This is a genomic window from Leifsonia sp. Leaf336 (assembly GCF_001423695.1).
GTDB lineage: Bacteria > Actinomycetota > Actinomycetes > Actinomycetales > Microbacteriaceae > Leifsonia.
The window spans coordinates 601950-618766 of the sequence record NZ_LMOZ01000001.1; the positions used below are offsets into that span (position 1 = coordinate 601950).

General features: G+C 66.6%; 29 protein-coding genes. All 29 read left to right on the forward strand.

Features of this window, described 5'->3' with window-relative positions:
- Positions 1 to 5: 5 nt before the first annotated feature.
- The 29 genes from rplD (at position 6) to ASF88_RS02990 (ending at position 16802) form a co-directional block, all read left to right on the forward strand.
- Positions 6 to 656, forward strand: a complete 651-nt coding sequence (rplD, locus tag ASF88_RS02850) for a 50S ribosomal protein L4 (protein ID WP_055913956.1) — start codon at positions 6 to 8, stop codon at positions 654 to 656.
- The gene (rplW, locus tag ASF88_RS02855; RefSeq protein WP_055913959.1) at positions 656 to 955 is read left to right on the forward strand and encodes a 50S ribosomal protein L23; all 300 of its coding nucleotides are present in this window, start codon (positions 656 to 658) and stop codon (positions 953 to 955) included. The genes rplD and rplW overlap by 1 nt, the downstream gene beginning before the upstream one ends.
- 18 nt (positions 956 to 973) lie before the next feature.
- Complete coding sequence (gene rplB / locus ASF88_RS02860; RefSeq protein WP_055913962.1) at positions 974 to 1813, forward strand: 50S ribosomal protein L2; 840 nt, start codon at positions 974 to 976, stop codon at positions 1811 to 1813.
- Positions 1814 to 1825: 12 nt separating this feature from the next.
- Entirely contained in the window at positions 1826 to 2107 is a 282-nt protein-coding gene (rpsS, locus tag ASF88_RS02865) for a 30S ribosomal protein S19 (protein WP_018191964.1), read from the forward strand.
- A gap of 24 nt (positions 2108 to 2131) precedes the next feature.
- The gene (rplV, locus tag ASF88_RS02870; RefSeq protein ID WP_055913964.1) at positions 2132 to 2524 is read left to right on the forward strand and encodes a 50S ribosomal protein L22; all 393 of its coding nucleotides are present in this window, start codon (positions 2132 to 2134) and stop codon (positions 2522 to 2524) included.
- Entirely contained in the window at positions 2524 to 3300 is a 777-nt protein-coding gene (gene rpsC / locus ASF88_RS02875) for a 30S ribosomal protein S3 (protein ID WP_055913967.1), read from the forward strand. The genes rplV and rpsC overlap by 1 nt, the downstream gene beginning before the upstream one ends.
- A gap of 2 nt (positions 3301 to 3302) precedes the next feature.
- Positions 3303 to 3722: a 50S ribosomal protein L16 gene (rplP, locus tag ASF88_RS02880; protein WP_055894786.1), complete on the forward strand. Its 420-nt coding sequence runs from the start codon at positions 3303 to 3305 to the stop codon at positions 3720 to 3722.
- Complete coding sequence (gene rpmC, locus ASF88_RS21085) at positions 3722 to 4054, forward strand: 50S ribosomal protein L29 (RefSeq protein ID WP_055913970.1); 333 nt, start codon at positions 3722 to 3724, stop codon at positions 4052 to 4054. The genes rplP and rpmC overlap by 1 nt, the downstream gene beginning before the upstream one ends.
- Positions 4054 to 4359 carry a 30S ribosomal protein S17 gene (rpsQ, locus tag ASF88_RS02890; protein ID WP_055913973.1) on the forward strand — a complete coding sequence of 102 codons (306 nt, stop codon included), beginning with the start codon at positions 4054 to 4056 and terminating at the stop codon, positions 4357 to 4359. Before rpmC ends, rpsQ begins: the two co-directional genes overlap by 1 nt.
- Positions 4356 to 4724, forward strand: coding sequence for a 50S ribosomal protein L14 (gene rplN, locus ASF88_RS02895; protein WP_018191958.1), 369 nt, complete (start codon positions 4356 to 4358; stop codon positions 4722 to 4724). Before rpsQ ends, rplN begins: the two co-directional genes overlap by 4 nt.
- A 3-nt stretch (positions 4725 to 4727) precedes the next feature.
- Positions 4728 to 5087, forward strand: a complete 360-nt coding sequence (gene rplX, locus ASF88_RS02900; protein ID WP_055913974.1) for a 50S ribosomal protein L24 — start codon at positions 4728 to 4730, stop codon at positions 5085 to 5087.
- The gene (gene rplE / locus ASF88_RS02905) at positions 5087 to 5674 is read left to right on the forward strand and encodes a 50S ribosomal protein L5 (RefSeq protein ID WP_055913977.1); all 588 of its coding nucleotides are present in this window, start codon (positions 5087 to 5089) and stop codon (positions 5672 to 5674) included. Before rplX ends, rplE begins: the two co-directional genes overlap by 1 nt.
- A gap of 111 nt (positions 5675 to 5785) precedes the next feature.
- Positions 5786 to 6184 (forward strand): 30S ribosomal protein S8, encoded by a 399-nt coding sequence (rpsH, locus tag ASF88_RS02910; protein WP_055913981.1) that lies wholly within the window; start codon positions 5786 to 5788, stop codon positions 6182 to 6184.
- A gap of 7 nt (positions 6185 to 6191) precedes the next feature.
- Positions 6192 to 6728, forward strand: coding sequence for a 50S ribosomal protein L6 (rplF, locus tag ASF88_RS02915; RefSeq protein WP_055913984.1), 537 nt, complete (start codon positions 6192 to 6194; stop codon positions 6726 to 6728).
- 2 nt (positions 6729 to 6730) lie between these two features.
- On the forward strand, positions 6731 to 7102 hold the full coding sequence (gene rplR, locus ASF88_RS02920) for a 50S ribosomal protein L18 (protein ID WP_055913988.1): 372 nt from the start codon (positions 6731 to 6733) through the stop codon (positions 7100 to 7102).
- Positions 7099 to 7818, forward strand: a complete 720-nt coding sequence (gene rpsE / locus ASF88_RS02925; protein ID WP_055913991.1) for a 30S ribosomal protein S5 — start codon at positions 7099 to 7101, stop codon at positions 7816 to 7818. The genes rplR and rpsE overlap by 4 nt, the downstream gene beginning before the upstream one ends.
- On the forward strand, positions 7818 to 8003 hold the full coding sequence (gene rpmD / locus ASF88_RS02930) for a 50S ribosomal protein L30 (protein WP_055913994.1): 186 nt from the start codon (positions 7818 to 7820) through the stop codon (positions 8001 to 8003). Before rpsE ends, rpmD begins: the two co-directional genes overlap by 1 nt.
- Positions 8003 to 8671, forward strand: a complete 669-nt coding sequence (gene rplO / locus ASF88_RS20880; protein ID WP_082518715.1) for a 50S ribosomal protein L15 — start codon at positions 8003 to 8005, stop codon at positions 8669 to 8671. The genes rpmD and rplO overlap by 1 nt, the downstream gene beginning before the upstream one ends.
- Positions 8672 to 8749: 78 nt before the next feature.
- A complete protein-coding gene (gene secY, locus ASF88_RS02940) occupies positions 8750 to 10072 on the forward strand; it encodes a preprotein translocase subunit SecY (RefSeq protein WP_055913996.1) in 1323 nt (440 codons plus the stop codon).
- A complete protein-coding gene (locus tag ASF88_RS02945; protein ID WP_200935220.1) occupies positions 10069 to 10677 on the forward strand; it encodes an adenylate kinase in 609 nt (202 codons plus the stop codon). The genes secY and ASF88_RS02945 overlap by 4 nt, the downstream gene beginning before the upstream one ends.
- Before the next feature lie 5 nt (positions 10678 to 10682).
- Positions 10683 to 11528, forward strand: coding sequence for a type I methionyl aminopeptidase (gene map, locus ASF88_RS02950; protein ID WP_082518716.1), 846 nt, complete (start codon positions 10683 to 10685; stop codon positions 11526 to 11528).
- Between the two features lie 169 nt (positions 11529 to 11697).
- On the forward strand, positions 11698 to 11919 hold the full coding sequence (gene infA, locus ASF88_RS02955; protein WP_011186713.1) for a translation initiation factor IF-1: 222 nt from the start codon (positions 11698 to 11700) through the stop codon (positions 11917 to 11919).
- A gap of 79 nt (positions 11920 to 11998) precedes the next feature.
- Positions 11999 to 12112, forward strand: a complete 114-nt coding sequence (rpmJ, locus tag ASF88_RS02960) for a 50S ribosomal protein L36 (protein WP_021759549.1) — start codon at positions 11999 to 12001, stop codon at positions 12110 to 12112.
- 154 nt (positions 12113 to 12266) lie between these two features.
- Positions 12267 to 12641 carry a 30S ribosomal protein S13 gene (gene rpsM / locus ASF88_RS02965; protein WP_055914002.1) on the forward strand — a complete coding sequence of 125 codons (375 nt, stop codon included), beginning with the start codon at positions 12267 to 12269 and terminating at the stop codon, positions 12639 to 12641.
- 29 nt (positions 12642 to 12670) lie between these two features.
- Entirely contained in the window at positions 12671 to 13069 is a 399-nt protein-coding gene (gene rpsK, locus ASF88_RS02970) for a 30S ribosomal protein S11 (protein WP_018191944.1), read from the forward strand.
- A 119-nt stretch (positions 13070 to 13188) separates the two neighbouring features.
- Positions 13189 to 14184 (forward strand): DNA-directed RNA polymerase subunit alpha, encoded by a 996-nt coding sequence (locus ASF88_RS02975; RefSeq protein WP_055914005.1) that lies wholly within the window; start codon positions 13189 to 13191, stop codon positions 14182 to 14184.
- 49 nt (positions 14185 to 14233) lie between these two features.
- Entirely contained in the window at positions 14234 to 14800 is a 567-nt protein-coding gene (gene rplQ, locus ASF88_RS02980) for a 50S ribosomal protein L17 (RefSeq protein WP_055914008.1), read from the forward strand.
- A gap of 95 nt (positions 14801 to 14895) precedes the next feature.
- A complete protein-coding gene (locus ASF88_RS02985) occupies positions 14896 to 15936 on the forward strand; it encodes a GNAT family N-acetyltransferase (protein WP_055914011.1) in 1041 nt (346 codons plus the stop codon).
- Complete coding sequence (locus tag ASF88_RS02990) at positions 15936 to 16802, forward strand: tRNA pseudouridine synthase A (protein WP_055914014.1); 867 nt, start codon at positions 15936 to 15938, stop codon at positions 16800 to 16802. The genes ASF88_RS02985 and ASF88_RS02990 overlap by 1 nt, the downstream gene beginning before the upstream one ends.
- Positions 16803 to 16817 lie beyond the last annotated feature (15 nt).

Genomic DNA, 16817 nt, shown 5'->3' on the forward strand with positions numbered 1-16817 from the left:
GGTAAATGGCTACCTCGATTGACGTCGTCGACCTGAAGGGCAAGAAGGCCGGCTCCGTCGAGCTTCCCGACTCCCTGTTCGACGTTCAGACCAACATCCCGCTGATCCACCAGGTCGTCACCGCCCAGCTCGCCGCCGCGCGTCAGGGCACCCACAAGACGAAGAACCGTGGTGAGGTCTCCGGTGCCGGCCGCAAGCCGTTCAAGCAGAAGGGAACCGGTCGCGCTCGTCAGGGCTCGATCCGCGCTCCTCAGATGACCGGCGGTGGCGTCGTGCACGGACCGAACCCGCGGGACTACTCGCAGCGCACCCCGAAGAAGATGATCGCCGCTGCTCTGCTCGGCGCCCTCTCGGACCGCGCCCGCGGCGGCCGCATCCACGCCGTCCAGGCGTTCACGACCGGCGAGGCCCCCTCGACCAAGGTCGTCGTGGAGTTGCTGAGCGGTGTCGCGACCTCTCGCCACGTCCTCGTGGTGCTGGAGCGCGACGACGAGCTCGCTTTCAAGAGCGTGCGCAACGTCCCGTCCGTACACGTGCTGACCTACGACCAGCTGAACGCCTACGACGTCCTGGTGAGCGACGACATCGTCTTCTCGCAGGCCGCGCTCGAAGGCTTCATCGCGGCGAAGAGCAAGAAGGAAGAGGTGTCTGCCTGATGGCCGCCGTCAACAAGGACCCGCGCGACATCATCATCGCCCCGGTCGTCTCCGAGAAGAGCTACGGCCTGATCGACGAAGGCAAGTACACCTTCATCGTCGACCCGCGTTCGAACAAGACCGAGATCAAGCTCGCCATCGAGTCGATCTTCAAGGTCGAGGTCGCGTCGATCAACACCCTGAACCGTCAGGGCAAGACCCGCCGCACCAAGTTCGGCCTCGGCAAGCGCAAGGACACCAAGCGTGCCATCGTCACGCTGAAGTCCGGATCCATCGACATCTTCACGGCCGTCGGCTGAGACTAGAGGAAGACAGACATGGCTATTCGTAATTACAAGCCCACGACCCCGGGTCGTCGCGGCTCCTCGGTCGCCGACTTCGCCGAGATCACCCGCTCGACCCCGGAGAAGTCCCTTCTCCGTCCACTGTCGAAGACCGGTGGCCGCAACAACCAGGGGCGCATCACGACCCGTCACATCGGTGGTGGCCACAAGCGCCAGTACCGCGTGATCGACTTCCGTCGCAACGACAAGGACGGCGTCAACGCCAAGGTCGCGCACATCGAGTACGACCCCAACCGCACCGCTCGCATCGCGCTGCTCCACTTCGTGGACGGCACCAAGCGCTACATCCTGGCTCCGGCCGGTCTGAAGCAGGGCGACGTGGTCGAGTCGGGCGCCGGCTCCGACATCAAGCCGGGCAATAACCTGCCGCTGCGCAACATCCCGACCGGTACCGTCGTGCACGCCATCGAGCTGAAGCCGGGTGGAGGCGCCAAGCTGGCGCGTTCCGCCGGTGCCTCGGTCCGTCTCGTCGCGAAGGACGGCCCCTATGCGCAGCTGCGCCTCCCCTCGGGCGAGGTCCGCAACGTCGACGCGCGCTGCCGCGCGACGATCGGCGAGGTCGGCAACGCCGAGCAGTCGAACATCAACTGGGGCAAGGCCGGCCGCATGCGCTGGAAGGGCGTCCGCCCGACCGTCCGCGGTGTCGCGATGAACCCGATCGACCACCCGCACGGTGGTGGTGAGGGCAAGACCTCCGGTGGTCGCCACCCGGTCAGCCCGTGGGGTCAGAAGGAAGGCCGTACGCGCCACCCCAACAAGGAAAGCGACAAGCTCATCGTCCGCCGCCGTAACGCCGGCAAGAAGCGTAAGTAGGAGTTCGAGAAGATGCCACGCAGTCTCAAGAAGGGCCCCTTCGTCGACGAGCACCTGTTTCGCAAGGTGGTCGCCGCGAACGAGGCCAACAGCAAGAACGTGATCAAGACCTGGTCGCGCCGCTCGATGATCGTCCCGGCCATGCTGGGTCACACCATCGCGGTGCACGACGGTCGCAAGCACATCCCGGTGTTCGTCACCGAGACCATGGTCGGTCACAAGCTGGGCGAGTTCGCGCCCACCCGCACCTTCCGTGGTCACGTGAAGGACGACAAGAAGGGTCGCCGCCGCTAACGCGGTGGCGTAAGGAGGAGAGAAATGGTGGAGTCGATCGCACGCGTGCGTCACATCCGCGTCACCCCCATGAAGGCCCGCCGCGTCGTCAACATGATCCGCGGCAAGCAGGCTCAGGAGGCCCTGGCCATCCTGAAGTTCGCCCCGCAGGGTGCGAGCGAGCCGGTCTACAAGCTCGTCGCCTCGGCGATCGCCAACGCGCGCGTCAAGGCCGACCAGAGCAACACCTACCTGGACGAGCAGGACCTGTACGTGAGCCGCGCCTTCGTGGACGAGGGCACGACCCTCAAGCGGTTCCAGCCGCGAGCGCAGGGCCGCGCCTTCCGCATCAACAAGCGCACCAGCCACATCACGATCGTCCTCGCGACGCCGGATGAGGTTCAGGACGCCACGGCCACGAAGAAGGCGAGCAACTAATGGGTCAGAAAGTCAACCCGTACGGCTTCCGTCTGGGAATCACCACCGACCACGTGTCGCGCTGGTTCTCCGACAGCACGAAGAAGGGTCAGCGTTACAGCGACTACCTCGCTGAAGACGTCAAGATCCGCACCCTGCTGAAGACGTCGCTCGACCGCGCGGGTGTGTCCCGCATCGAGATCGAGCGCACCCGCGACCGCGTCCGCGTCGACATCCACACCGCCCGTCCGGGCATCGTGATCGGTCGTCGTGGCGCCGAGGCCGAGCGCATCCGCTCCGACCTCGAGAAGCTCTCGGGCAAGCAGATCCAGCTGAACATCCTCGAGGTCAAGAACCCCGAGGCCGACGCCCAGCTCGTCGCTCAGGGCATCGCCGAGCAGCTCGCCGCCCGTGTGGCGTTCCGCCGCGCGATGCGCAAGGGCCTGCAGGGCGCTCAGCGCGCCGGCGCCAAGGGTGTCCGCATCCAGGTGTCGGGCCGTCTCGGTGGCGCTGAGATGAGCCGCTCGGAGTTCTACCGCGAGGGCCGTGTGCCGCTGCACACCCTCCGCGCCAACATCGACTACGGCTTCTACGAGGCCAAGACCACCTTCGGTCGCATCGGTGTCAAGGTGTGGATCTACAAGGGCGACATCACGAACAAGGAGCTTGCTCGCGAGCAGGCAAACCAGAAGCCGTCGCGTGAGCGCAACGACCGCGACCGTCCGCGTCGCGGCGGTGGCCGGGGCAACGCACCCGCCACCGAGAGCGCGCCGGCCGCAGCAGGAGTTGAGGCATAACCATGTTGATCCCACGCAGAGTCAAGCACCGCAAGCAGCACCACCCCGGCCGTTCCGGCCAGGCGACCGGTGGCACGAAGGTCTCCTTCGGCGAGTTCGGCATCCAGGCCTTGACCCCCGCTTACGTGACCAACCGTCAGATCGAGTCCGCTCGTATCGCCATGACGCGTCACATCAAGCGTGGCGGCAAGGTGTGGATCAACATCTACCCGGACCGTCCGCTCACGAAGAAGCCGGCCGAGACCCGAATGGGTTCCGGTAAGGGTTCCCCCGAGTGGTGGGTCGCGAACGTCAAGCCGGGTCGGGTCCTCTTCGAGGTCTCCGGCGTCTCCGAGGAACTCGCTCGTGAGGCCATGACCCGTGCAATCCACAAGCTGCCCCTCAAGGCACGCATCATCAAGCGCGAGGAGGGCGACGCGTAATGGCGATCGGCACCAAGGAGCTCGCTCCCAGCGAGCTCGACACCTTTGAAGACGAGCGTCTGATCGACGAGCTGAAGAAGGCCAAGGAAGAGCTGTTCAACCTGCGCTTCCAGTCGGCCACCGGCCAGCTCGAGAGCCACGGCCGCCTGCGTGCGGTCAAGCGCGACATCGCTCGTATCTACACCGTGATCCGTGAGCGCGAGCTCGGGATCCGGGCGACCCCGGCTCCTGCCGAGGTGGCGCCTGCCAAGGCGGAGAAGAAGAGCAAGGCGAAGAAGGAGGCCCCTGAGGCCGCCGACATCGCTGAGACCGAGACTGAGGAGGCCAAGTAATGGCTGAGACCACCAAGGCCGCGGCCGCGGAGTCGGCGGCCGACGAGGCCATCGTCCGCGGTTACCGCAAGGCCCGTCGCGGGTACGTCGTCAGCGACAAGATGGACAAGACCATCGTCGTCGAGGTCGAAGACCGCGTGAAGCACCCCCTGTACGGCAAGGTCCTCCGCCGCACCTCCAAGGTGAAGGCGCACGACGAGAACAACACCGCCGGCATCGGCGACCTCGTTCTCATCAACGAGACCCGTCCGCTGAGCGCCTCCAAGCGGTGGCGCCTGGTTGAGATTCTGGAGAAGGCCAAGTGATTCAGCAGGAATCCCGACTCAAGGTCGCCGACAACACCGGCGCCAAGGAGCTTCTCGCCATTCGCGTCCTCGGCGGCTCCAGCCGTCGCTACGCCGGCCTGGGTGACGTCATCGTCGCCACGGTCAAGGACGCGATCCCCGGCGGCAACGTCAAGAAGGGCGATGTCGTCAAGGCCGTCGTCGTGCGCGTGCGGAAGAACACCCGCCGCCCGGACGGCTCCTACATCAAGTTCGACGAGAACGCCGCCGTGATCCTGAAGAACGACGGTGACCCCCGCGGCACCCGCATCTTCGGCCCGGTCGGCCGTGAGCTTCGCGACAAGAAGTTCATGAAGATCATCTCGCTTGCCCCGGAGGTGCTGTAACCCATGGCGAACATCAAGAAGGGCGACCTGGTCCAGGTCATCTCGGGCCGCTCGCAGGCCCGCGGTGGCGACCGTGGCAAGCAGGGTCGTGTCATCGAGGTCCTCGTGGAGAAGAACCGCGTGATCGTCGAGGGCGTCAACTTCGTGACCAAGCACGTTCGCGTCGGCCAGACGCAGCGCGGCACGAAGACCGGCGGCATCGAGACCCACGAGGCTCCGATCCACGTGTCCAACGTGGCGCTCGTCGACCCCGAGACCAAGAAGCCGACCCGCGTCGGCTTCCGCACCGAGACCGTAACGAAGGACGGCGTCTCCAAGACGGTCCGCGTTCGTTACGCCAAGAAGTCTGGTAAGGACCTGTAATGACGGACACTGCAACGAGTGCTGGCAAAATCCAGCCTCGCCTGAAGCAGAAGTACAAGACCGAGATCGCCGCGAACCTGTCCAAGGACTTCGGCTTCACGAACGTGCACCAGGTGCCCGGCCTCGTGAAGATCGTCGTCAACATGGGCGTGGGCGAGGCGGCTCGTGACGGAAAGGTGATCGACGGGGCCATCAACGACCTCACTCTGATCACCGGCCAGAAGCCTCAGGTCACCAAGGCCCGCAAGTCCATCGCGCAGTTCAAACTGCGCGAGGGTCAGCCGATCGGCGCGCACGTCACGCTGCGCGGCGACCGCATGTGGGAGTTCCTCGACCGTCTGCTCTCGCTCGCGCTGCCCCGTATCCGGGACTTCCGCGGCCTGAGCGACAAGCAGTTCGACGGCAACGGCAACTACACGTTCGGTCTCACGGAGCAGTCGATGTTCCACGAGATCAACCAGGACCGGATCGACCGCGTCCGCGGTATGGACATCACGGTCGTGACCACCGCGAAGAACGACGACGAGGGTCGCGCGCTGCTCAAGCAGCTCGGGTTCCCGTTCCGTTCGAACGAGACGAGCAACTGACTCTAGTAGTCTTGTCTCTTTGTGGGCCGGCCACCCGGCCGGCCCACTTCCACCACAGGTCGTCAGTCGTGTAACGGCTGCACGAAACCTGGTGAACAAAGGAAAACCGCAATGACGATGACAGATCCGGTCGCAGACATGCTGACCAGACTGCGCAACGCGAACTCGGCGCACCACGACACCGTGTCGATGCCGCACTCCAAGCTCAAGGCACACATCGCCGAGATCCTCACCAACGAGGGCTACATCTCCGGCTGGGAGGTCACCGACGCCCGTGTCGGCCAGACCCTGACGCTCAACCTCAAGTTCGGTCCGAACCGTGAGCGCTCCATCGCCGGCATCAAGCGAGTCTCCAAGCCCGGCCTCCGCGTCTACGCGAAGTCCACGGAGCTCCCCAAGGTCCTCGGCGGCCTCGGTGTCGCCATCCTGTCCACCTCCTCGGGGCTCCTCACGGACCGCCAGGCTGAGAAGAAGGGCGTGGGTGGGGAAGTCCTCGCCTACGTGTGGTGACCCTGCCATGTCGCGTATTGGAAGACTGCCCATCGACGTCCCTGCCGGGGTCGATGTGAAGATCGACGGCCAGACCGTCACTGTCAAGGGCCCGAAGGGCGAGCTCTCGCTCGTCGTCGCGAGCCCGATCGAGGCGAAGCTGGACGAGGGCCAGATCCTGGTCACCCGCCCGGATGACGAGCGCGCATCGCGTTCGCTCCACGGCCTCACCCGCACTCTCATCAACAACAACATCATCGGCGTCACCCAGGGCTATTCCAAGGGCCTGGAGATCGTCGGCACCGGTTACCGCGTGGCGCAGAAGGGTGCGGGCGTCGAGTTCGCCCTCGGCTTCTCCCACCCGGTCAACGTGGAGCCGCCGGCCGGCATCACCTTCACGGTCGAGGGCAACAACAAGCTCACCGTGAGCGGCATCGACAAGCAGGCTGTGGGCGAGGTCGCCGCGAACATCCGCAAGATCCGCAAGCCCGAGCCGTACAAGGGCAAGGGCGTGCGTTACGCCGGCGAGGTCGTTCGTCGCAAGGCCGGAAAGGCTGGTAAGTAATCATGGCTCTGGGTACCAGAGGAAAGAGCAAGGCGGCCGCTCGCGACCGTCGTCACACCCGTCTTCGCAAGAAGATCGAGGGCACCGCGCTTCGTCCGCGCCTGGTCGTCACCCGCTCGGCCCGTCACGTCTTCGTGCAGGTCGTCGACGACGCGAAGGGTCACACCGTGGCCTCCGCGTCGACCATGGAGTCCGACCTCCGCAGCTTCGACGGTGACAAGACCGCCAAGGCCCGCAAGGTCGGTGAGCTGGTCGCCGAGCGCGCGAAGAGCGCCGGCGTCGAGGCCGTGGTCTTCGACCGCGGCGGCAGCAAGTACGCCGGTCGCGTCGCGGCCGTCGCCGAAGGCGCTCGTGAAGGTGGGCTGAACCTGTGAGCGACGAGAACAACAAGGAGCAGACCGTGGCCGCTGAGGTAACGGAGACCGCGCAGCCGGTCGAGACCGCTGCGTCGACCGACAACAACCGTGAGCGCGAGCCGCGCCGCGGTGGCCGGGAGCGCAACCCCAACCGCGACCGTGGCAGCCGTGACGCCGACAAGAGCCAGTTCCTGGAGCGTGTCGTCACCATCAACCGCGTCTCGAAGGTCGTGAAGGGTGGTCGTCGCTTCAGCTTCACCGCTCTCGTGGTCGTCGGCGACGGCAACGGCCTGGTGGGCGTCGGCTACGGCAAGGCCCGCGAGGTGCCGCTGGCGATCTCGAAGGGCGTCGAGGAGGCGAAGAAGAACTTCTTCCGCGTCCCGCGCGTCGGCGTCACCATCCCGCACCCGGTGCAGGGTGAGGCCGCCGCCGGCGTCGTCCTCCTGCGTCCGGCCGCCGCCGGTACCGGTGTTATCGCCGGTGGTCCGGTTCGTGCCGTCCTGGAGTGCGCCGGCATCCACGACGTCCTGAGCAAGTCGCTCGGTTCGTCCAACACGATCAACATCGTGCACGCGACCGTCGAGGCGCTGAAGCAGCTCGAGGAGCCCCGTGCCGTCGCAGCTCGCCGTGGTCTCGACTACGACCAGGTCGCGCCCGCGCGCCTGCTGCGTGCCGAGGCCGAGGCGGCCGAGGCCGCTGCTGCCGCCAAGAAGGCAGAGAAGGTAGGTGCCTGATGGCCGCGCGCCTGAAGATCACGCAGATCAAGTCGAAAGTGAGCGAGAAGCAGTACCAGCGCGACACGCTGCGCAGTCTGGGACTGAAGCGAATCGGTGACGTCGTCGTCCGCGACGACAACTCGCAGAACCGCGGGTACGTCAAGACCGTCGCTCACCTGGTGAAGGTTGAGGAGATCGACTAATGGCTGACGACAAGCCGACCACTGAGGCCGTTGCCGACAAGCCGGCCGCCACGAAGAAGCCCGCCACCAAGGCCGCCGCGAAGCCGGCTGCTGAGAAGGCAGAGAAGGCTCCCGCCAAGAAGGCTCCGGCGAAGGCCGGCGCCGGCAAGGCTGCCGCGTCGACCAAGGACGAGACCGTCGCCGCCCCGGCGAAGAAGTCCTCGGCCAAGAAGGACGTCGCGGAGCCCCGCGAGCAGGTCCTGAAGGTGCACCACCTCCGTCCCGCCGCGGGCGCCAAGAAGGACAAGACCCGCGTCGGACGCGGTGAGGGTTCCAAGGGCAAGACCGCGGGCCGTGGTACGAAGGGCACCAAGGCCCGCTACCAGGTCCGCCCGGGCTTCCAGGGTGGCCAGCTGCCGTTCCACATGCGGTCCCCGAAGCTGCGCGGGTTCAAGAACCCGTTCCGCGTCGAGTACCAGGTGGTCAACCTCGAGAAGCTGGCCGAGCTGTACCCGGCCGGTGGCGATGTCACCATCGCCGACCTCGTCGCCAAGGGCGCCGTTCGCAAGAACGAGAAGGTCAAGGTTCTCGGTAACGGCGACATTGCGGTTAAGCTGAACGTTGCGGTCGACAAGGTCTCCGGCTCCGCCGAGCAGAAGATCGTCGCCGCTGGTGGCTCCGTCAAGTAGCCGCCCGTAAAGCAGCGCAGTCGGGTGGCCGGGCAACCGGTCACCCGACTGACTCTTACAGGAAAGCAGGACGCACTTTTGTTTAGCGCCGTCGCGCGGATCTTCCGCACCCCGGACCTCCGCCGGAAGATCTTCTTCACGCTGGGGATCATCGCCCTGTTCCGGCTGGGCTCCTTCATCCCTGCGCCGTTCGTCGACTTCCCCAACGTGCAGACCTGTCTGAACGCCAACCAGGACACCTCGGGGCTCTACTCGCTGGTCAACCTGTTCTCGGGTGGCGCTCTCCTCAAACTCTCGATCTTCGCGCTCGGCATTATGCCGTACATCACCGCGTCGATCATCGTGCAGCTCCTCCGCGTGGTCATCCCGCGTTTCGAGACCCTCTACAAGGAGGGCCAGGCGGGCCAGGCGAAGCTCACGCAGTACACGCGCTATCTCACGATCGCGCTGGGCGTCCTCCAGTCGACGACCCTCATCACCGTCGCCCGTTCGGGCGCCCTCTTCGGCACCACGGCCGTCTCGCAGTGCACGCAGCTGATCACGGACGACTCCTGGTACGCCATCATGCTCATGGTCATCACGATGACCGCCGGCACCGGCCTCATCATGTGGATGGGCGAGCTCGTCACCGAGCGCGGCATCGGCAACGGCATGTCGCTCCTGATCTTCACGTCGATCGCGGCGCAGTTCCCGAGCTCGCTCTGGGCCATCGGCCAGTCGCAGAGCATCGAGGTCATGCTGGTCGTGATCGCGATCGGATTGTTGATCGTGGCGGCCGTCGTGTTCGTCGAGCAATCGCAGCGTCGCATCCCGGTGCAGTACGCCAAGCGCATGGTCGGTCGACGCACCTACGGCGGCAATAACACGTACATCCCGATCAAGGTGAACATGGCGGGTGTGGTGCCGGTCATCTTCGCGTCGTCGCTGCTGTACCTGCCTGCTCTGATCGCGCAGTTCAACCAGCCCGCGGCCGGCAAGGCTCCCGCTCCCTGGGTCACCTGGATCACGAACTATTTGACCAAGGGCGACCACCCGCTCTATATGCTCCTGTACTTCCTCCTGATCGTGGGCTTCACGTACTTCTACGTGGCCATCACGTTCAACCCCGAGGAGGTCGCGGACAACATGAAGAAGTACGGCGGCTTCATCCCCGGCATCCGCGCCGGACGCCCGACGGCGGAGTACCTCGACTACGTCCTGACGCGCGTGACGCTGCCCGGCTCGATCTACCTCGGTGTCATCGCGCTGATCCCGCTCATCGCCTTCGCGTTGCTCGGCGCCAGTCAGAACTTCATGTTCGGCGGCACGTCCATCCTCATCATCGTCGGTGTCGGACTCGAGACGGTCAAGCAGATCGACTCGCAGCTCCAGCAGCGTCACTACGAAGGGCTTCTGCGTTGACCCGTATGTTGATCGTCGGACCTCCCGGGGCGGGCAAGGGCACTCAGGCCTCCCGCATCACCACCGCGTACGGGATCCCCGACATCTCCACGGGCGACATCTTCCGGGCGAACATCAAGAACGAGACTCCGCTCGGCAAAGAGGTCAAGGCCATCGTCGACGCCGGTGACTATGTGCCGGACAGCCTCACCAACAAGCTCGTAACCGACCGTCTGGCCGAGGACGACGCGCAGGGCGGCTTCCTGCTCGACGGTTACCCCCGCACACTCGACCAGGTGGCGTACCTCGACGAGCTGCTCGCTTCGCACGGCCAGGAGCTCGCCGCCGTGATCCAGCTGGTCGCCGACCAGGACGAGATCGTCGCCCGCCTCACGAAGCGGGCGCAGGAGCAGGGGCGCGCCGACGACTCCGAGGAGGCCATCCGCCACCGCCAGGAGGTCTACGTGCGCGAGACGTCTCCGCTCATCGACGTGTACCGCGACCGTGGTCTGCTGGTCGAGGTCGATGGCCTCGGGGGCGTGGACGAGGTCGCGACGCGGATCCGTTCGGCTCTCGCCGAGCGCGGCATCCACCCGCTCGCCGGGGCCGACGAGCCCGTCGCGTAACGACCGTGGCCTTCAAGCGGACGATCTACAAGACGCCCGCCCAGCTGCGCCAGATGGTCGCGCCGGGGCGGGCGACCGCGGCGTCTCTGGACGCCGTCGCGGAGGTCGTGTCCCCGGGTATGTCCACGCTCCAGCTCGATGAGATCGCGGAGGCGGCGATCGAGCGAGCCGGCGGCCGTTCGAATTTCAAGCTCGAGGCGGGCTATCACCACACGATCTGCGCGTCGGTGAACGACGAGGTCGTGCACGGCATCCCGGGCCCGCGCATCCTGCTGCCCGGCGACATCGTGTCGATCGACAGCGGCGCGATCGTCACGGGCGCCGACGGCGCGGGCTGGAACGGCGACGCGGCACGCACCTTCGTGCTGGCCGACCCCGCGCACCCGGAGCGGGTGGGCGAGCGGCAGAAGCTCTCCGATGTGACCGAGCAGTCGCTCTGGCATGGCATCGCCCGTCTCGCGACGGCTCGCCATCTCAACGAAGTCGGCGAGGCGGTCGAGGACCACATCCTCTCGCAGGGTGACTACGACATCCTCACCGACTACATCGGGCACGGGATCGGGCGCCGCATGCACGAGGAGCCACCGGTGTTCAACTACCGCGTGCGCTCGAAGGGGCCGGAGGTGCGCCCCGGCCTCGTGGTCGCGATCGAACCGATGGTGGTTCTGGGCGACCAGGACACCTACGTGAAAGACGACGGCTGGACGGTCGCGACCGAGGACGGCTCCGCCGCCGCCCACTGGGAGCACAGCGTGGCCGTCCACGCGGACGGCATCTGGGTGCTGACCGCGGCCGACGGGGGAGCGGCGGGCCTCGCTCCCTTCGGGATAACGCCGACGCCGATCGCGTGAGCGGTCATCCCTGTTCGCTCACAGCGGGCGCAGATGATAGCCCAGAATTGGCGAAATGGCTCGGTATCCCATAAGATTGATCCTTGGTGTCTTAGGCGTGCTCGATGCATGCCTATCGCCGGTGTAAACGCACGACCAGCAAACCACTACGACTAGCGACAGTGAGGCTATGGCCAAAAAAGACGGTGTCATCGAGATCGAAGGATCTGTGATCGAGGCGCTCCCCAACGCGATGTTCCGCGTCGAGCTCACCAACGGTCACAAGGTTCTTGCCCACATCTCCGGCAAGATGCGCCAGCACTACATCCGCATCCTCCCCGAGGACCGCGTGATCGTGGAGCTGAGCCCCTACGATCTGACCCGCGGCCGGATCGTCTACCGCTACAAGTAACGGGTTGCTGTAAGTAACGGCCACGCCACCGGGTAGCCCCTGGCGAGGTACGAGGACAGCGAACAAAGGTAATAACACAATGAAGGTCAAGCCCTCCGTCAAGAAGATCTGCGACAAGTGCAAGGTCATCCGTCGCAACGGCCGGGTCATGGTCATCTGCGAGAACCCGCGCCACAAGCAGCGCCAGGGCTGATCGCGGCGGCAGTTCCGACTGCCAGCACGACTCAACTCAATATCGAAGCGATCCCAGAACCCGCCTCCATTCGTGGAGGCGGGGGACACCCTCGGAGGAGGCCGGGGCACCGGGACCGCTGAAGACCTCCACTCATCACAGGAGAAGCCACACCATGGCACGTCTAGCAGGCGTCGACATCCCGCGCGAGAAGCGCGTGGAGGTCGCACTCACCTACATCTACGGCGTCGGGCGCACTCGTGCGCTGCAGACCCTTCGCGAGACCGAGATCTCGGGCGACATCCGCGTCAAGGACCTGACCGACGACCAGCTCGTCGCACTGCGCGACTACATCGAGGGCAACTTCAAGGTCGAGGGTGACCTCCGCCGTGAGGTCGCCGCCGACATCCGCCGCAAGGTCGAGATCGGCAGCTACGAGGGCATCCGCCACCGCAAGGGCCTCCCGGTCCGCGGCCAGCGAACCAAGACGAACGCTCGTACCCGCAAGGGCCCGAAGCGCACCGTCGCCGGTAAGAAGAAGGCTCGCTAGGCCGACATCAGGACTGAAGGAGAAACATAATGGCAGCACCCAAGTCGGCCGCTCGCAAGCCGCGCAAGAAGGAAAAGAAGAACATCGCTGTGGGCCAGGCCCACATCAAGAGCACCTTCAACAACACCATCGTCTCGATCACCGACACCACCGGTGCGGTCATCTCGTGGGCGTCCTCCGGTGGAGTTGGCTTCAAGGGCTCGCGCAAGTCCACCCCGTTCGCCGCTCAGCTGGCTGCCGAGTCGGCCGCCCGCCAGGCGCAGGAGCACGGGATGAAGAAGGTCGACGTCTTCGTCAAGGGTCCGGGCTCGGGCCGCGAGACCGCGATCCGCTCGCTGCAGGCCGCCGGCCTCGAGGTGGGCTCGATCAACGACGTCACCCCGCAGGCGCACAACGGCTGCCGCCCGCCGAAGCGTCGCCGCGTCTAGTTCTCTTCCACGTCCGCCCAGGCGGCGGTCCTCACCGGACCGCCGCCTGACGGCGTGACGAACCCCACCTCACTCACGCGAGTGTCATATAGCGGACACTCAGCCGAAAGGAATCAACAGTGCTCATTGCACAGCGTCCTACGCTCACCGAAGAGAACATCTCCGAGTTCCGTTCGCGGTTCGTCATCGAGCCGCTCGAGCCGGGCTTCGGCTACACCCTCGGAAACTCGCTGCGCCGCACCCTGCTCTCGTCCATCCCGGGCGCGGCCGTCACCAGCATCCGCATCGACGGCGTGCTGCACGAGTTCAGCACGGTTCCCGGTGTCAAGGAGGATGTCACCGAGATCATCCTGAACATCAAGGGCCTGGTCGTCTCGAGCGAGCACGACGAGCCGATCACCGCCTACCTGCGCAAGACGGGTGCCGGCCAGGTCACGGCCGCCGACATCTCGGCTCCGGCCGGTGTGGAGATCCACAACCCCGAGCTCGTCATCGCCACCCTGAACGACAAGGCGAAGTTCGAGGTCGAGCTGACCATCGAGCGCGGCCGCGGCTACGTGTCGGCCCAGCAGAACCGTAACGAGTACAGCGAGGCGGGCCAGATCCCGATCGACTCGATCTACTCCCCGGTCCTCAAGGTCACCTACCGCGTCGAGGCCACCCGTGCCGGTGAGCGCACCGACTTCGACCGCCTCGTGGTCGACGTCGAGTCCAAGCCGGCGATCAGCCCGCGCGACGCCATCGCGTCGGCCGGCCGCACCCTCGTCGAGCTCTTCGGCCTCGCCCGCGAGCTCAACAGCGCGGCAGAGGGCATCGAGATCGGCCCCGCGCCGGTGGACCAGGTGCTGAGCTCCGAGCTGTCGATGCCGATCGAGGACCTCGACCTGTCGGTGCGCTCGTACAACTGCCTCAAGCGTGAGGGCATCAACACGGTCAGCGAGCTCGTCTCGCTGTCCGAGACGCAGCTCATGAACATCCGCAACTTCGGTCAGAAGTCGGTGGATGAGGTCAAGGACAAGCTGACCGAGATGGGTCTGTCGCTCAAGGACTCTGTCCCCGGCTTCGACGGCGCCCACTTCTACAGCGGGTACGAAGAAGACGAGTCCACCATCTGAGGCCGCGTCAGCGAAGCCTTCGACTTTTCACTACTGGAGATAACCGATCATGCCTAAGCCCACGAAGGGCCCCCGCCTCGGAGGCGGTCCCGCGCACGAGCGTCTGATGCTCGCCAACCTGGCCGCCGCGCTGTTCACCCACAAGAGCATCAAGACGACCGAGACCAAGGCCAAGCGTCTGCGTCCCTACGCCGAGCGCCTGATCACGTTCGCGAAGCGCGGCGACCTGCACGCGCGTCGCCGCGTGCTCGCCGTCATCGGCGACAAGAGCGTCGTGCACGAGCTCTTCACCGAGATCGCGCCGCTGGTCGCCGAGCGTGAGGGCGGCTACACCCGCATCACCAAGCTCGGCTTCCGCAAGGGCGACAACGCGCCGATGGCGCAGATCGAGCTCGTGCTCGAGCCCGTCGCCCCGAAGGCCAAGCCGGCCAAGAAGACGGCGACCCCGAAGGCCGCTCCCGTCGAGGAGCCGGTCGTCGAGGAGGAGGCCGCCACTGAGGAGGAGGCCGCCACCGAGGAGACCACCGCTGCTGAGGCAGAGGTCGTCGAGGAGGCCACCGGCGACGCCGAGGCCGCCGGTGAGACCACCGCCGAGGACGAGGCAGAGAAGGCCTGAGCCTGCCGCTTCATCAGTGAGACGCCCCGCTTCCTTCCAGATGCGGGGCGTCTCGCCGTTTCGGCACCCGAAGGCCTCCACGCTAGGCTGGCGGGATGCCGGGGCCAGAATCCGTCGAGACGACTCTTCCGCCGCTGAACGAGCGCGTGGAGGCGCCTCCGACGTACCGGCCGCAGCATTCCGCTGTCGCCGAATGGCGGCCGATCACCGAAGCCGACGTCGACGCCGTGCACGCCGTGCTGAGGGCCAGTGACGCGGTCGACCATCCCAATTACCTCACCACGCGAGAAGAGGTGGAGGACGAACTCGGTTTCAGCTTCGTCGACCTCGAGCGTGACACGCTGCTCGCGGTCGGGCACGACGGCGCCGTGCTCGCGGTCGGGTCGATCCTGGAACCGCCCCGGCAGATCACCCTGGTGCGCGAGTTCCTGAACGGCGCGGTTCACCCCGACCACCGCGGCATCGGTATCGGCCGCGAGCTGGTCGCCTGGCAGCGGGCGCGCGGCGAGCAGAAGCTCGCAGCGCTGGACAAGCGCCTCCCCGGCTGGCTCGTCGGATACTCCGACACGCGTGCTCCCGATCGGGAGCGGCTTCTCGCAGCCGCCGGGTTCGAGGCGGTGCGCTGGTTCCACACGATGGAGCGCGACCTCGCCGAGCCGATCCCGGATGTCGTGCCGACGGAGGCCGTGCGGATCGTGCCCTACGCGTCGGAGCTGGCGGAGGCCGTGCACGCCGCGCGCGACGCGGCCTTCCTCGACCACTGGGGCAGCCAGCCGTTGAGCGAGGAGCAGTGGGCCAGCCTGATCGGAGGCACGTTCGCCCCGGAGGTGTCGTTCGTCGCGCTCGCGGGTGAGGAGGTCGCGGGCGTCGTCCTCAGCGACGTGAACGAGGACGACTGGGAGGCGCAGGGATTCTCGGGGGCCTACATCTCTACCGTCGCGGTCACACGTGCGCACCGCGGCCGACGCATCGCGGCCGCTCTGCTCAGCGCCGTTCTGCACGAAAGCGCACGGCGGGGGTGGCAGAAGGCGGTGCTCGACGTGGACGCGGACAACCCCAGCGGCGCGCTCGGCCTCTACACCGGCATGGGGTTCGCGACGACGTTCTCCGAGACCGGGTTGGTGCGGGAGTACTGATGACCGGCGAGGCGACCCGTTTCCGACTCGACATCGCCTACCAGGGCACCGATTTCAACGGCTGGGGGCGGCAGCCCGCCCTCCGCACGGTTCAGGGCGAGTTGGAGGCGGGTCTCGCGACGATCTTCCGCCGAGCGGGGGAGCCTCCCGTGCTCACCGTCGCCGGGCGCACCGATGCCGGCGTCCACGCGCGCGGCCAGGTGGCGCACGTCGATCTCTCGGCCGAGCAGGTCGCGATGCTGCGGAAGCCGCACGGCAAACGTCCGCCACTGGCGGCGCAGGAGGCGCTCGCCCGACGCCTCAACGGCATCCTCGGCCCGGTGTCCGACGTCGTCGTGCTGCGCTGCAGCGAAGCGCCGACCGGGTTCGACGCACGGTTCTCCGCTGTGTGGCGCCGCTACGAGTACCGGGTCGCCGACCGGCTCGCCCTGCGCGACCCCCTGCAGCGCCACCGCACCGCCTGGGTGTCGGCCGACCTGGACCCCCAGTCGATGGACGTCGCGGCGCACGGCCTCCTCGGGCTCCACGACTTCGCCAGCTACTGCAAGGCCAGGGAGGGAGCCACCACGATCCGCACCCTCCTCGACTTCTCCTGGCGCCGCGACGACGACCGGGTGCTGGTCGGCGAGGTCGTGGCGGATGCGTTCTGCCACAGCATGGTCCGGGCGCTCGTCGGCGCCTGCGTCGAAGTGGGGGAGGGATCGCTGACTCCTGGCGACCTCGTCGAGCTGCGTGATGCGCACCTGCGGACCAGCGCCTTCAAAGTGATGCCGGCTCGCGGCCTGACCCTGATGGAGGTCGGCTACCCGGACGACGCCGAGCTCGCCGCGCGGGCGGAGCAGACCCGCGGGCTCCGGACGCTCTGAGCGCCTCGGGCTCGG

Excerpts from the sequence above, each read along its gene's own strand:
- rplD (WP_055913956.1), top strand. The coding sequence starts at position 6 with ATGGCTACCTCGATTGACGTCGTCGACCTGAAGGGCAAGAAGGCCGGC.
- rplW (WP_055913959.1), top strand. The coding sequence starts at position 656 with ATGGCCGCCGTCAACAAGGACCCGCGCGACATCATCATCGCCCCGGTC.
- rplB (WP_055913962.1), top strand. The coding sequence starts at position 974 with ATGGCTATTCGTAATTACAAGCCCACGACCCCGGGTCGTCGCGGCTCC.
- rpsS (WP_018191964.1), top strand. The coding sequence starts at position 1,826 with ATGCCACGCAGTCTCAAGAAGGGCCCCTTCGTCGACGAGCACCTGTTT.
- rplV (WP_055913964.1), top strand. The coding sequence starts at position 2,132 with ATGGTGGAGTCGATCGCACGCGTGCGTCACATCCGCGTCACCCCCATG.
- rpsC (WP_055913967.1), top strand. The coding sequence starts at position 2,524 with ATGGGTCAGAAAGTCAACCCGTACGGCTTCCGTCTGGGAATCACCACC.
- rplP (WP_055894786.1), top strand. The coding sequence starts at position 3,303 with ATGTTGATCCCACGCAGAGTCAAGCACCGCAAGCAGCACCACCCCGGC.
- rpmC (WP_055913970.1), top strand. The coding sequence starts at position 3,722 with ATGGCGATCGGCACCAAGGAGCTCGCTCCCAGCGAGCTCGACACCTTT.
- rpsQ (WP_055913973.1), top strand. The coding sequence starts at position 4,054 with ATGGCTGAGACCACCAAGGCCGCGGCCGCGGAGTCGGCGGCCGACGAG.
- rplX (WP_055913974.1), top strand. The coding sequence starts at position 4,728 with ATGGCGAACATCAAGAAGGGCGACCTGGTCCAGGTCATCTCGGGCCGC.
- rplE (WP_055913977.1), top strand. The coding sequence starts at position 5,087 with ATGACGGACACTGCAACGAGTGCTGGCAAAATCCAGCCTCGCCTGAAG.
- rpsH (WP_055913981.1), top strand. The coding sequence starts at position 5,786 with ATGACGATGACAGATCCGGTCGCAGACATGCTGACCAGACTGCGCAAC.
- rplF (WP_055913984.1), top strand. The coding sequence starts at position 6,192 with ATGTCGCGTATTGGAAGACTGCCCATCGACGTCCCTGCCGGGGTCGAT.
- rplR (WP_055913988.1), top strand. The coding sequence starts at position 6,731 with ATGGCTCTGGGTACCAGAGGAAAGAGCAAGGCGGCCGCTCGCGACCGT.
- rpmD (WP_055913994.1), top strand. The coding sequence starts at position 7,818 with ATGGCCGCGCGCCTGAAGATCACGCAGATCAAGTCGAAAGTGAGCGAG.
- rplO (WP_082518715.1), top strand. The coding sequence starts at position 8,003 with ATGGCTGACGACAAGCCGACCACTGAGGCCGTTGCCGACAAGCCGGCC.
- infA (WP_011186713.1), top strand. The coding sequence starts at position 11,698 with ATGGCCAAAAAAGACGGTGTCATCGAGATCGAAGGATCTGTGATCGAG.
- rpmJ (WP_021759549.1), top strand. The coding sequence starts at position 11,999 with ATGAAGGTCAAGCCCTCCGTCAAGAAGATCTGCGACAAGTGCAAGGTC.
- rpsM (WP_055914002.1), top strand. The coding sequence starts at position 12,267 with ATGGCACGTCTAGCAGGCGTCGACATCCCGCGCGAGAAGCGCGTGGAG.
- rpsK (WP_018191944.1), top strand. The coding sequence starts at position 12,671 with ATGGCAGCACCCAAGTCGGCCGCTCGCAAGCCGCGCAAGAAGGAAAAG.
- rplQ (WP_055914008.1), top strand. The coding sequence starts at position 14,234 with ATGCCTAAGCCCACGAAGGGCCCCCGCCTCGGAGGCGGTCCCGCGCAC.
- ASF88_RS02985 (WP_055914011.1), top strand. The coding sequence starts at position 14,896 with ATGCCGGGGCCAGAATCCGTCGAGACGACTCTTCCGCCGCTGAACGAG.
- ASF88_RS02990 (WP_055914014.1), top strand. The coding sequence starts at position 15,936 with ATGACCGGCGAGGCGACCCGTTTCCGACTCGACATCGCCTACCAGGGC.